The sequence below is a fragment of the Hydrogenophaga sp. genome (assembly GCF_048549895.1).
GTDB lineage: Bacteria > Pseudomonadota > Gammaproteobacteria > Burkholderiales > Burkholderiaceae_C > Hydrogenophaga.
This window is the reverse complement of the sequence record NZ_JBLYYB010000074.1, coordinates 1-12,534: the sequence shown is the minus strand read 5'-3', so window position 1 is coordinate 12,534 and position 12,534 is coordinate 1. Positions and strand designations below refer to the sequence as shown.

At 67.2% G+C, this 12,534-nt stretch carries 11 protein-coding genes; 6 read left to right on the top strand and 5 right to left on the bottom strand.

Annotation, left to right across the window (positions count from 1 at the left end):
- The first annotated feature begins 60 nt into the window (after positions 1–60).
- Both ACN4F8_RS07060 and ACN4F8_RS07055 read left to right on the top strand, forming a co-directional pair.
- A complete protein-coding gene (locus ACN4F8_RS07060) occupies positions 61–1,002 on the top strand; it encodes a DMT family transporter (protein ID WP_419472900.1) in 942 nt (313 codons plus the stop codon).
- A 31-nt stretch (positions 1,003–1,033) separates the two neighbouring features.
- On the top strand, positions 1,034–4,063 hold the full coding sequence (locus tag ACN4F8_RS07055; RefSeq protein WP_419472899.1) for a PAS domain-containing hybrid sensor histidine kinase/response regulator: 3,030 nt from the start codon (positions 1,034–1,036) through the stop codon (positions 4,061–4,063).
- Between the two features lie 6 nt (positions 4,064–4,069).
- Here ACN4F8_RS07055 and egtD read toward each other — a convergent pair whose 3' ends face one another.
- On the bottom strand, positions 4,070–5,071 hold the full coding sequence (gene egtD / locus ACN4F8_RS07050; RefSeq protein WP_419472898.1) for an L-histidine N(alpha)-methyltransferase: 1,002 nt from the start codon (positions 5,069–5,071) through the stop codon (positions 4,070–4,072).
- A gap of 170 nt (positions 5,072–5,241) precedes the next feature.
- On the opposite strand from egtD, the gene ACN4F8_RS07045 reads away from it, so the two are divergent.
- The 4 genes from ACN4F8_RS07045 to phnE all read left to right on the top strand — a co-directional run bounded on the left by ACN4F8_RS07045 (position 5,242) and on the right by phnE (position 8,785).
- Complete coding sequence (locus ACN4F8_RS07045; RefSeq protein WP_419472897.1) at positions 5,242–6,105, top strand: putative selenate ABC transporter substrate-binding protein; 864 nt, start codon at positions 5,242–5,244, stop codon at positions 6,103–6,105.
- A 16-nt stretch (positions 6,106–6,121) separates the two neighbouring features.
- On the top strand, positions 6,122–6,955 hold the full coding sequence (locus tag ACN4F8_RS07040) for a phosphonate ABC transporter ATP-binding protein (protein ID WP_419472896.1): 834 nt from the start codon (positions 6,122–6,124) through the stop codon (positions 6,953–6,955).
- 2 nt (positions 6,956–6,957) lie between these two features.
- Complete coding sequence (locus ACN4F8_RS07035) at positions 6,958–7,800, top strand: PhnE/PtxC family ABC transporter permease (protein WP_419472895.1); 843 nt, start codon at positions 6,958–6,960, stop codon at positions 7,798–7,800.
- 157 nt (positions 7,801–7,957) lie between these two features.
- On the top strand, positions 7,958–8,785 hold the full coding sequence (gene phnE / locus ACN4F8_RS07030) for a phosphonate ABC transporter, permease protein PhnE (protein WP_419472894.1): 828 nt from the start codon (positions 7,958–7,960) through the stop codon (positions 8,783–8,785).
- Positions 8,786–8,816: 31 nt separating this feature from the next.
- On the opposite strand, the gene egtB is transcribed toward phnE, so the two are convergent.
- The 4 genes from egtB to ACN4F8_RS07010 all read right to left on the bottom strand — a co-directional run.
- Positions 8,817–10,181, bottom strand: coding sequence for an ergothioneine biosynthesis protein EgtB (gene egtB, locus ACN4F8_RS07025; RefSeq protein ID WP_419472893.1), 1,365 nt, complete (start codon positions 10,179–10,181; stop codon positions 8,817–8,819).
- Positions 10,182–10,189: 8 nt separating this feature from the next.
- On the bottom strand, positions 10,190–11,302 hold the full coding sequence (locus tag ACN4F8_RS07020) for a PQQ-dependent sugar dehydrogenase (RefSeq protein ID WP_419472892.1): 1,113 nt from the start codon (positions 11,300–11,302) through the stop codon (positions 10,190–10,192).
- A 76-nt stretch (positions 11,303–11,378) separates the two neighbouring features.
- Positions 11,379–11,963, bottom strand: coding sequence for an NnrU family protein (locus ACN4F8_RS07015; protein WP_419472891.1), 585 nt, complete (start codon positions 11,961–11,963; stop codon positions 11,379–11,381).
- Between the two features lie 132 nt (positions 11,964–12,095).
- The coding region (locus ACN4F8_RS07010; protein ID WP_419472890.1) for a hypothetical protein at positions 12,096–12,534 on the bottom strand (439 nt) is incomplete at its 5' end.

Below are 12,534 nucleotides of genomic sequence, written 5' to 3'. Positions count from 1 at the left end.
TATCTGCCTCAGATCAGTCAAAAGGACAATGGCCTCCCCAACCCTCAACGATCGAACTGTGTGGACACCCGACAAGCCCTCGACACCCGCGCCATCGGCCTCATGGTCGTGCTCTGCCTTACCTGGAGCCTGCAGCAGATCGCGCTGAAGGCCACCGCAGAAGACTTCTCGCCCATCCTGCAGATTGCGGTGCGCTCAGGCATAGCCGCCGCCCTGGTGGGCCTGCTCATGTGGCGCCGGGGCGAGGCCTCGCTGCTGGCCGACGGCGCCTGGAAACCCGGTGCGGTGGCGGGTGCCTTGTTTGGCCTCGAATTTTTGCTGGTCGGCGAAGGCCTGGGCCACACCTCGGCAGCGCACATAGTGGTGTTTCTCTACACCGCGCCGATCTTCGCGGCGCTGGGTCTGCAGTGGAAACTGCCATCGGAGCGGCTGGCGCCCCTGCAGTGGCTGGGCATCTTCATGGCGTTTTCCGGCATCGCCATTGCCTTTCTGCTGCGCGACACCCAGGGCAACGAAGACTGGTCGCGCATGCTCTGGGGCGACCTGCTGGGTCTGCTGGGTGGCGCGGCCTGGGGCGCCACCACGGTGGTCATCCGCACCACGCGCTTGAGCAGCCTGCCAGCCACGCAGACGCTGCTCTACCAACTGCTCGGCGCCTTTGTGCTGCTGCTGCCGGCGGCCTTGCTGATGGGGCACACCACCTTCAACCCCACGCCGCTGATCTGGGCGAGTCTGGCGTTCCAGTCGGTGGTGGTGGCCTTCGTCAGCTTCCTGGTCTGGTTCTGGCTCATGGGCCGTTACCTCGCGTCCCGGCTGGGCGTGCTGACCTTCCTCACGCCTTTGTTTGGCGTGGTGCTGGGGGCCTGGCTGTTGAACGAACCCATCGAGTCCGGCTTTCTCACTGGCGCCCTGCTGGTGCTGGCGGGTGTGGTGCTGGTGAGTGGCCACGCCTGGTTGGGCCAGCTGTGGCGGCGCTGGGGGTCGGGTTTGTCCGCTCCTTGACATTCCCTCCAATGGCGTCCGAAATGGGGCCATGCAACCAGCACAGTCCAGCGGCGACGCAGAAGAACAACTCCACAAGAACCAGCTGTTGCTGAAGATGGCGGGGCGCGCCGCGCGCCTGGGCGGCTGGAGTTTTGACGTCGGGTTGCAGCAGCTCACCTGGTCCGACGAAACCTGTGGGATCCACGACCTCCCCCCGGGGCACCAGCCGACGCTGGCCGAAGGGATCGCCTTCTACGCGCCCGAATACCGGGACATGATCACGGCCACCGTGGACCAATGCCTCACCCAGGGCACGGCGTTCGATTTCGAAGCCGAACTGATCACGGCTCGACAACGCCGGATCTGGGTGCGCGTCATTGGCGAGGCCGTGAGAGACACCGGCAACGCCGTCACGGGGTTTCAGGGTGCGCTGCAGGACATCACGACCCAGCGCACCCACGAGATCGAACGCCACGCGCTGGCCACCCAGCTCAGCGCCACGCTGCAGAACATGTCCGATGCCTTCTTCACGCTGGACAGAAACTGGCACATCACCTTTGTGAACGAAGAGATGACGCGCAGGGTGAAGAAGTCGCGCAAAGAGATGCTCAACAAGGTGATGTGGGATGTCTTTCCCGGCACCGAGAACAGCCGCTTCCACGCGTGCTACCAGCGCGCGCTGGACACCGGCACGGTGGCCACCGAAGTCGACTATTACGCGCCGCTGGGCAGATGGTTCGAGCTGCGCGCGCACCCGATGGACGACGGCGTGGCGATCTACTTTCAGGACGTGACGCAAAAGCGCCAGGACGAGGAACAACTGCGCCTGTTGCAGACCTGCGTGCAACGCATGAACGACATCATCGTGGTCACCGATGCCGCACCCGTGGACGGCCAGTGGCCGAGGGTGATTTATGTGAACAAGGCCTTCGAGCGGCACACCGGCTACCAGCCGCACGAGATCATCGGCAAGACGCCGCGCCTGCTGCAAGGCCCACGCACGCAGCGCGCGGTGCTGGACCGTATCCGCGCCAGCCTGGAGCGCTGGGAGCCGGTGCGCGAAGAGATCCTCAACTACAAAAAGAACGGCGAGGAGATCTGGCTGGAGCTGGACATCGTGCCCATTGCCGATGCCGCGGGCCAGTACACCCACTGGATCTCGATCGAACGCGACATCACCGAGCGCAAGCGCGCCACGGAGGCGCTGCGCCAGAAGGAGAATCTGCTCAAGGTGGGTGGCCGGGTGGGCAAGATCGGCGGCTGGACCGCCTTGCCCGCGATCAACGCCGTGGCGTGGTCCGACGAGATCTACGCCCTGCTGGACTGGCCCCGCGCATCGCCCCCCACGCTGGGCGAATTCCTGTCGATCTTTTCTTCCGATTCGCGCGCGTCGTTCAAGGCGGCGCTGGACGCGTGTGCAGCCAGCGGCACAGGCTTCGACCGCGAGTTCCAGATCACCACCTGCGCGGGTGAACTGAAATGGGTGCGCGCGGTGGCCGAGCCCGCGCTGAACGAAACAGGCCAGGTGAGCGGCGTGCACGGCGCGCTGCAAGACACCACGGTGATGAAGCAGGTGGAAGAGCGCCTGCGGGAACAGGCCGCCCTGCTCGACAAGGCGCAAGACGCCATCTGGGTGCTCAACCTGGACGGCACCGTGGCCTTCTGGAACCGCAGCGCCGAACGCATTTACGGCTGGACCGCGGACGAGGTGCGCCACCGCGGCGCGCGCGACCTGCTGTTCAACAACCCCAAGGTGTTCGACCGTTGCCAGCAGACGGTGATGGAACAAGGCGAGTGGGTGGGCGAGATCGAGCACAAGACGCAGGACGACAAACACATCCTGCTGGTGTCGCGCTGGACGCTGGTGCGGGACGAAGCCGGCCAGCCCCGCTCCATCCTGGCCATCAACACCGACATCACGCACCAGAAACTGCTGGAGCAGCAGTTTCTGCGCGCGCAGCGCATGGAGAGCATCGGCACGCTGGCCGGCGGCATTGCGCACGACCTCAACAACGTGCTCGCGCCGATCATGATGTCGATTGAGCTGCTCAAGGGCTCACTGCCCGACCCGGACGACCAGGCGGTGCTCAAGACCATCGAGGTGAGCGCGCGGCGCGGTGCCGACATGATCAAACAGGTGCTGTCGTTCGCCCGTGGGGTCGAGGGAAAACGGCACGAGGTGCGCATCACCGACGTGCTGCACGACCTCGACCAGATCCTGAGCGAGACCATCCCCAAGAACATCTCCATCGTCTCCAGCGTGGCGCCCGACCTGTGGCAGGTGCAGGCCGACCCCACACAACTGCAGCAGGTGCTGATGAACCTGTGTGTGAACGCGCGCGACGCGATGCCGGGCGGCGGGCGCATCACCATCTCGGCCGAGAACCTGGCGGTGGACGCGCACTACGCGGCCATGAACATCGAAGCCCGCGTGGGCGCCTACGTGAAGATCGAGGTGGAGGACAACGGCGCCGGCATCCCGCCCGACATCCAGGACCGCGTGTTCGACCCGTTCTTCACCACCAAACGCGTGGGCGAAGGCACCGGCCTGGGGCTGGCCACCACCCTGGCCATCGTCAAAAGCCACGGCGGCTTCGTGCGCCTGTACAGCGAGGTCGACAAGGGCACGCGCTTTCGCATCTACCTGCCCGCCGACCCCACCGCCGAGGGCACGCGCGACCTCGACCCGAGAACCACCGTGCCGCGCGGCAACAGCGAACTGATCATGGTGGTGGACGACGAGGCCGCCATCCGGCAAGTGACCCGCCAGACGCTGGAGGCCTATGGCTACCGCGTGGTGGTGGCCGCCAACGGCGCCGAGGCCGTGGCCTTGTACGCGCAGAACGTGCAGGGCATTGCGCTGGTGCTGACCGACATGATGATGCCGGTGATGGACGGCCCGGCCACCGTTCAGGCGCTGCGCCAGATCAACCCGCTGGTCAAGCTCATCGGTGCGAGTGGCATCTCGCAGAACGGCCAGGTCGCCCGGGCCGCGGGGGCGGGCCTGGACCACTTTCTGCCCAAGCCCTACACCGCCGACATCATGCTCCGGCTGATCGACACGGTGCTGAAAAGTTAGGCCCGTTCAGGCCGGTGCCCAGAACACGCTGAACCAACCCTGGGGGTCGCTCCAGTGGCGCGCCGGGCCGAAGCCGGCGTCTTGCAACACCGCTTCAAAGTCCTCGGGCTGCCACTTGTACGAGTTCTCGGTGTGCAGGCGTTCACCCGCGGCAAACACCCGCTGGCCACCGGGCCAGCGCACGGTCTGCTCCGCCGTGGCTTGCAGGTGCATCTCGATGCGCGAGGCCTGCTCGTTGAACAGCCCCACGTGGCGCCAGGCTGCGGGCGCGAAGTCGGCTCCCAGCACGCGGTTCACGTTGAGCAGCAGGTTGCGGTTGAAGGCGGCCGTGACGCCCAGCGCATCGTCGTAAGCAGGCTCCAGCACGGCCCGGGGTTTGACGCGGTCCACGCCGATCAACAAACCACCGCCCGCACCGCCCGAGCGGCACACCGCGTGCGCCTGCCGGAGCAAGGCCAGTGCCTCGGCGGGATTGAAGTTGCCGATGCTGGAGCCGGGGTAGAACACCACGCGCGGCGCCTGCGCGGCCGGGCCGTCGGCCAGCCAGTCGGCCACCTCGGCACCGAGTGCGAAGCGGCTGGAGAAATCCATGCCCAGACCAAGCATGGCCAGCGCCGGGTGTTGCTGTTGCAGTTGCTGCAAGGTGTCGCGCAAATAGTCCACCGAAATGTCGATCGCCACATAGGCGGCGGGCCGCAGCACCGGGAACAGGCGCGCGGCCTTGGCGCAGCTGCCCGCGCCCAGGTCGAGCAGGATGGAGCCGCCAGGCACCACGCGGGCCATGTCGGCACCGTGCTGCTGGAAGATCGATGCTTCGGTGCGCGTGGGGTAGTACTCGGGCAGCTCGGTGATCGCGTCGAACAGGCGCGAGCCCAGCGCGTCGTACAAAAACTTCGGCGCAATGTGCGCCGGCGTTGCCAGCAGGCCGGCCACGAGTTCGGCGCGCAGCGCGGCCCGGTCCTCGTGGTGCAGCTGGATGAAGGGCGGAGCGGGGGTCTGGGTGGGCATGGGCGCTTTCGGGAAGGGTCTTTATAGCGGAGGCGTCTTTCAATGTCGGTGTGGTACCCCGCTTTCTTACAGGGGCTTGCAAAGCTGACAAGCACTGCCCCAGCGCCCTGCCGGGTTGAAGCATGTCGGGTCTAATACGCCCTCCCCAATCCCTCTTGACCGGATTCACCATGTTCACAACCACCCCCCGCACCCTGCGCGCACTCTTCACCTGCGCCGTGCTCAGCCTCACCGCCGCCGCTCACGCACAAACCGTGTTCCGCGTCACTACCATCCCCGAAGAAGCCGCCACCGAGCAGATCCGCAAGTTCACGCCGCTGGCCAGCTACCTGGAAAAAGAACTCGGCGTCAAAGTCGAATTCACCCCGGTGAGCGACTACCCCGCCGCCGTGGAAGCGCTGGTCAACAAGAAGGTCGATCTGGTGTGGTTCGGCGGTTTCACCTTCGTGCAGGCCAACATCCGATCGGGTGGCAAGGTCGTGCCGCTGGCCCAGCGCGAGGAAGACACCAAGTTCCAGTCGGTCTTCATCGCCAAGACCGATTCGGGCATCAAGAGCCTGGCCGACATGAAGGGCAAGCAAGTCTCGTTCGGCTCGCAGAGCAGCACCTCGGGCCACCTGATGCCGCGCAGCTTCCTGCTGGCCGCCAACATCGAACCTGAGAAAGACTTCCGCCGCATCGCCTACAGCGGCGCGCACGACGCCACCATCGCCTCGGTGGTCAGCGGCAAGGTCGACGCCGCCGCGCTCGACATCACCGTGTGGAAAAAATTCGTCGCCGAGAACAAGGTCGACACCAAAGCGGTCGACGTGTTCTTCACCACGCCGGGTTACTTCAACTACAACTGGTCGGTGCACGCCGACACCCCGGTGGCCATGCAGCAGAAGATCAAGGCCGCACTCATCGGCCTGTCGCCCGCCAACCCCGAGCACGCCGAGATCTTGAAGCTCAACCGCGCCACGCGTTACATCGAAACCAAGCCCGAGAACTACAAGGGCCTGGAAGCCGCTGCGCGCAGCGCCGGCCTGCTCTGATTCACCGGGCGGTCGGTTGAACATCACACTGCAAGGCGTTTCGGCACGCCACCCGGCGGCGCGCGTGGGCCACGCGCCTGCGCTGCGCTCGCTCGACCTGCAAATCGCCGCGGGCGAGCAGGTCGCCGTCATCGGGCCGTCGGGCGCGGGCAAAACCACGCTGCTGCAGGTGATGGCCTGCGCGCTGCCACCGGTGTCTGGAACGCTGCAGCTGGACGGACGCCACCCCTGGGCGCTGCCGCGCGCAGCCCTGCAGCGCCAGCGCGGCCAGCTCTTTCTGGCGCCGCAGGTGCCACCACTGCCGCCGCGCCAGCGTGTGGTCACCTCGGTGCTGGCCGCGCGCCTGCCGGCCATGGGTTTGCTGAGCAGCCTGCGCTCGCTCTTCTACCCCAACAACATCCCGGCCGCCTTTGACGCACTGGACCACTTTGACCTCGCCGACAAGCTCTTCGAGCGGGTGGACCGGCTCTCGGGCGGTGAACGCCAGCGCGTGGGCCTGGCGCGCGCGCTGCTTGCGCCGGCCAAGCTCTGGCTGATCGACGAGCCCTTGTCCGCACTCGACCCCACCCGTTCAAAACAGGCCGTGGCCGCGCTGCAAAACGGCGCCCGCGAACGCGGTGTGACGCTGGTGGCCACGCTGCACCAGGTGGATGTGGCGCTCGCGCATTTCCCGCGCATCGTCGGTTTGCGAGATGGCCAACTGGCCTTTGACCTGCCCGCCGCCGAGGTGACGCAGGCACGCCTGGCGCGCCTGTACGACCAGTTCGAACACGAGCTGCGCGGCGAGGTGCCGGTGGTGGTGGTCGAACCAACGGCCCAACCCCAGCCCGCGGTGATGCACTGCCGCTGAACATGAGCGCAGCGGCCCCCTCTTTGCGCAGCGCCCCGGCGCGCGACCCCGCGTGGACGGGCCGCGTGTTCTGGCTCGGTCTGGGTGCGGTGCTGTTGTGGCCGCTGATGGTGGCCACCGAGTTCCAGCCCTGGATCTTTCTGGAGCCCGACAACCTCAAGGTCAGCCGCCAGTTCATTGCCACGTTCTGGCCGCTGGTGGTCAACGCCGAGTTCATGGGCATGGTGGCGCGCGAGACCTGGCGCACCGTGGCCATGGCCACCGCCGGCGTCACGCTGGCGCTGGTGGTGGCGATTCCTCTGACGCTGCTGTCGGTGCGCCTGCTGTCGGTGTCCGCGCTCTCGGGGCGCATGGCGCGTGGCCCCTTCTGGCTGCGCCAACTGGTGCGCTGGTTGCTCATCGTGCTGCGCAGCATTCCCGAGCTGGTGTGGGCACTGGTGTTCGTGCGCGTGGTCGGCCTGGGCCCAACGGCCGGCGTGCTGGCGATCGCGCTCACCTACGGCGGCATGCTGGGCAAGGTGTACGGCGAGATCCTGGAGAGCGGTGAATCGCACGCCACCGAAACCCTGCTGCGCAACGGCAGCGGCCGCCTGCAGGCCTTCTTTTACGGCCTGCTGCCGACCAACGCAGCCGAACTCACCAGCTACACCGTGTACCGCTGGGAGTGCGCGATCCGCTCGTCGGTGGTGCTGGGGTTTGTGGGTGCCGGTGGTCTGGGCCAGCAACTCGATAACTCGATGAAGATGTTCAACGGCGGTGAAGTGGCCACCATGCTGCTGGTGTTTGTGCTGCTGGTGGCGCTGGCGGACCGGGTGAGTTCGTGGCTCAGGAGATCGTTGGGATGACAGTGGCTTCATGGGTGCGCGTGCCCCCACCCCAACCCTCCCCCAGCGGGGGAGGGAGCCGGTGCGCGGTCTTTGCTCCTCCCCCCGCTGGGAGCCGGTGCTCGGTTTTCGCCCCTTCCCCCTCTGGGGGAAGGCTGGGATGGGGGCACCGCGCACCATGACCCGCCCCACCGCCGCCAACCCACCCTACAAACTGCCCCCGCGCCTGTTCGACGCGCGCTGCAAGGCCTGCTGGTTTGTGGCCGGCCTCGTCGTGCTGGTGGTCGCCAGCTTTGCTTCGCTCGATTTGCAGTGGGCGCAGTTCCTCTCCATCGACGCAGCGCGCAGCATGGGCCGCTTCGTGGCGGAGTTCTTCCCGCCCGACCTCTCGCCCGTGTTCGTGAAAAAGGTCGCCATCGGCGCCTGGGAAACGCTGGCCATGTCGGCGCTGGGCACGGCGCTGGCGGCCACGGCCGGCCTGGCGCTCGCCCTGCCCGCGAGCCGCCTGCACTCGGCCGACGCAGCCTGGGCGCGCACGCCCACCCGCTGGGTGCTCAACGCCTTGCGCAGCATCCCCGAGCTGGTGTGGGCCGCGCTCCTGCTCATCTCGGCCGGCCTGGGCCCGTTCGCCGGCACGCTGGCGCTGGCCTTTCACACCACCGGCGTGCTGGGCCGCCTGTTCGCCGAAGCGATTGAAAACGCACCACCCGGCCCGGGCGACGCGCTGCGCACACAGGGCGTGGGCAACGGCCGCGTGTTCCTGTATGCCACGCTGCCCCAGGTTCTGCCGCAGCTCATGAGCTACACGCTCTACCGATGGGAAAACAACATCCGCGCCGCAGCCGTGCTCGGTGTGGTGGGCGCGGGCGGTCTGGGCCAGCTGCTGGCCTTCCACATGGGCCTGTTCCAGATGAACAAGACCGCCACCATCCTGGGCGCGATGCTGCTCATGGTGGCGGTGGTGGACGCGGCCAGCCATGGGGCCCGGCGTCTACTCACGCGGTGAGCGATCCGGCGCCGGGCCGCCCCAAGCCGGATCAGCCCCCTCGGGGGGCAGCGACCCGCGCAGCGGCGGAGCGTGGGGGCAACGATTTGGCCAACCGCAGCCCACTGAACTGCCAGCGCGCGTCGGTCGGGAAAAAGTTGCGGTAGCTCGCGCGCAGGTGCGAGGCCGGTGTGGCGCAGGAGCCGCCGCGCAGCACCGTCTGGTTGACCATGAACTTGCCGTTGTATTCGCCCACCGCGCCTTCTGTGGGCTGGTAGCCCGGGTAGGGGCTGTAGCTGCTGGAGGTCCATTCCCACACGTCGCCAAACATCTGCAGCAAGGCGTCGTTGGACGCGCGTGCAGGCATGGGGTGCAAGGCGCCTGCCTCTTGCAGGTTGCCCTGCACCGGCAGCGAGGCTGCGGCGGCTTCCCACTCGGCTTCGGTGGGCAGGCGGGCGCCACGCTGGTCGGCGTGGGTTGAGGCGGTCCAGCGGGCAAACGCGTCGGCTTCGAAGCAGCTCACATGCACCACCGGCGTGTGCGGGTCCAGCGGCATGTCGCCGTGCAGGGTGAACACGGTGGGCGGGGCGTTGGCCTCTTGCGGAAGCGTCCAGTAGAGCGGTGCACGAATGCCTTGCGTGCGCACCCAGTCCCAGCCGGCGGCGAGCCACCAGCGTGGGTCGGTGTAGCCGCCGTCGCGCACAAAGTCCAGCCATTCGCCGTGCGTCACCAGGCGGTTCATGAGCGCGTGCGGCTCCAGCCACTGGCGGTGGCGCGGCGTTTCGTTGTCAAACGCAAAGCCCTCACCGCTGTGACCGATCTCGATCAATCCACCGTCGCGCTCGACCCAGCGCGCGGGCACGGGCGCCACCGACACCAGCGGCCAGGCGCGCTGGTAGGCCGGGCTCAGCGGGTTGATGGAGAGCAGGTGTTTGATGTCGGTGAGCAGCAGCTCCTGGTGCTGCTGTTCGTGGTGCAGGCCCATCTCGATCAGGCACAGCGCATCAAGGCTGTCGGTGTGCGCGATCAGTTGTGCGATGCGCTCGTCCACCTGCTCGCGCCAGCGCCACACCTCGGCCAGATCGGGCCGCGTGACCAGCCCGCGCTGGTGCCGCGCAAACTGCTCGCCCACGCCGTTGTAGTAGCTGTTGTAGAGCACGCGGAAGGCGGGGTTGAAGGGCTTGAAGCCGGGCTCGAAGGGCTCGAGCACGAAGGTCTCGAAGAACCACGTCACGTGGGCCAGGTGCCATTTGGTCGGGCTGGCGTCGGCCATGGACTGGGCCTGACAGTCCTCAGGCGAGAGCGGTGCGGCGAGCGCCTGCGTCTGCCCACGCACCGCCTGGTAGCGCTGTGCCAGGTGCGCGCGGTTCACATCCAGACACGTGCCTGGGGCGGGCTGGGGGGAGTCGTGTCGCATGGGGCCTTTCAGCGCCCGGGCAGCAGGCGCAAGAGTTGACCGTTGCGGTCGTCGGTCAGCAGGTAAATGAAGCCGTCAGGGCCTTCGCGCACATCGCGCACGCGCTGGTTGAGGTTGGGCAGCAGCTTTTCTTCGCGCACCACACGGTCGCCTTCAATGACCAGACGCGAAAGGTAGCGGAACTTGAGCGATCCGGCCAGCAGACTGCCTTGCCAGGCTTTGCCGTAGCGCTCGCTGCGGATGAAGGCCAGGCCCGACGGCGCGATGGACGGTGTCCACTGGTGCAGCGGTTGTTCCAGCCCCGGCTTGCTGGTGATGCCTTCGCCGATGGCGCCGCCGCCGTAGTTTTCACCAAAGGTGATCACGGGCCAGCCGTGGTTCTTGCCGGCCTCGGGGCGGTTGATTTCGTCGCCGCCCTGGGGGCCGTGCTCCGAAGTCCAGAGACGTCCGTCGGGTCCGAGCGTCGCGCCTTGCAGGTTGCGGTGACCAAAGCTCCAGATTTCGGGCAGGGCACCCAGGCGGCCCACAAAGGGGTTGTCGGGGTGGGCGCCGCCGGTGGCGCGCACACGAACCACTTTGCCGTGGTGGTTGTCCAGGGTCTGTGCATCGTTCATGCGCGAGTAGCGATCGCCCAGCGTCAGGAACAGGCTGCCGTCGCCAGCCTGCGCAATGCGGCAGCCGAAATGCAGGCGGCTGCTGACCTTGGGCGCCTGGCTGAAGATCACCTTCACCTCATTGAGCTGCGTCGAGTCGGCGGAGAGCCGTGCCGAGGCCATGGCAGTGGAGTTGCCGCCGCCGCTGGCAGCCGCCTCCGAATAGCAGAAATACAGGGTGCGGTTGCGGTGGAAATCGCGATCGGTGATCACATCGAGCAAACCACCCTGCCCGCCCGCCTCCACCGCAGGCAGGCCGGCCAGCGGCTGGCCGAGGCGACCGTCCGGCTCCACCACGCGCATGCGACCGGGTCGTTCGGTCACCAGCATGCGGCCCTCGCCGATGAAGGCCACACCCCAGGGGTTCTGAAGACCGCTGGCCACCACCTCGGTGGTCTGGGCTTGAGCCAGCGTTGACGTGAGACCACCCACGGCCAAGGCAATGGAAAGGGCGAACGAGCGTGTCATTGAAGGCATCTCCGGTGTGGTTTCAAAAGGTCGATCCGGTTGGTGCACCTGTGCGCACCAGGGTTCCCCCACCACCTCAACCGAAGGGCCGCACGCCGACGAGCCAGGCGTGGGCCCACACCACAAACAACACGTAGATGCCCAGTCCGCCCACCAGTGCGATGGCGTCGTTGGCCCTGCCGCCGGGCAACGCCGGCCCCGCGCGCAACTGGCCCGCAGCGGCGCGCCTTTTCACCGAGATGCGGTCCACCACCGCCCAGGCCAGGAAACCACCGAAGAGCAACACATCGGCCAGCGTGCCGTTGGCCAGCAAATGCGCCAGCGCCCACAGCTTCACCGCCAGCAGCATGGGGTGTCTGGCCGCGCGCTGGATGCGCCCGGGCAAGTAAGCCGCCAGCAACAACACGAACACCGGCAGCATCAACAAGGCCGCGAGGTGTTTGAAGCCGCTGGGCAAGGTGTAGAGCAACACCGGTGCCTCGCGCGCAGCCCCGTAGCCCACCACGATGAGGGCGAACCCGGCCAGCGACACCAGCGAGTACAGGCCCTTCCACGGCCCCTCACCCATCTGCCCGGCCAGGCGGTTGCGCCCGTCGGCAGAGACGATGGACACCGAATGGATGCCCAGAAACAACACCAGACCGAGGATCAACAAGACCATGAACAACTCCTGCGCACCCGGCCGCCCGCCACCGCACAGCCCGAGAACTGCGCAGACTCTAACGGGCTTTCACGCCGGAGCACATCGGCTGGCCTTCTGCGTGTCGGGTGTTGCGCGGGTCAGGCGATCCGCTCAGGGAACCACACCATTCCGGTTGCACTCGGGTGGCTCCCCAAAGCCGGCCGAGCGCACGGTCTGCTCTCGCGTCATTTCAATCTGGAACCACAGGCAGAAGTTGTTCTCGTAGCGGTAGTTCCACACCGTGCCCCGGTTGCGCCCGAGCCCCCAGACCTCGCCGGGGCGGCCCAGCGCCAGCAGCACTGCGTCCTGCGTCATGCCCGGGTTGATCTGGTTGAACCGGGACTCGGTGAGCACCTGCTCGAAGCGGGTGGCGCGTCCGTCGGCGTCCAGGTACACAAAATACGTGTGGCGGCCATACGGCCCCCGCGGATATTCGAGCCGGGTGCCACCCTCCACCTGGCGCTGCACATCGGGCGGTCCCATGCGGGCCACGATGGTCTCCCGGGTGGCGCCCACCACATCCCCGGGCGGCCCGTAACCGCTGCAAGCC

Bases quoted from the DNA above. Each gene is read 5' to 3' on its own strand.
- ACN4F8_RS07055 (WP_419472899.1), top strand. From the start codon at position 1,034: ATGCAACCAGCACAGTCCAGCGGCGACGCAGAAGAACAACTCCACAAG.
- egtD (WP_419472898.1), bottom strand. From the start codon at position 5,071: ATGCCCACCCAGACCCCCGCTCCGCCCTTCATCCAGCTGCACCACGAG.
- ACN4F8_RS07045 (WP_419472897.1), top strand. From the start codon at position 5,242: ATGTTCACAACCACCCCCCGCACCCTGCGCGCACTCTTCACCTGCGCC.
- ACN4F8_RS07035 (WP_419472895.1), top strand. From the start codon at position 6,958: ATGAGCGCAGCGGCCCCCTCTTTGCGCAGCGCCCCGGCGCGCGACCCC.
- phnE (WP_419472894.1), top strand. From the start codon at position 7,958: ATGACCCGCCCCACCGCCGCCAACCCACCCTACAAACTGCCCCCGCGC.
- egtB (WP_419472893.1), bottom strand. From the start codon at position 10,181: ATGCGACACGACTCCCCCCAGCCCGCCCCAGGCACGTGTCTGGATGTG.
- ACN4F8_RS07020 (WP_419472892.1), bottom strand. From the start codon at position 11,302: ATGACACGCTCGTTCGCCCTTTCCATTGCCTTGGCCGTGGGTGGTCTC.
- ACN4F8_RS07015 (WP_419472891.1), bottom strand. From the start codon at position 11,963: ATGGTCTTGTTGATCCTCGGTCTGGTGTTGTTTCTGGGCATCCATTCG.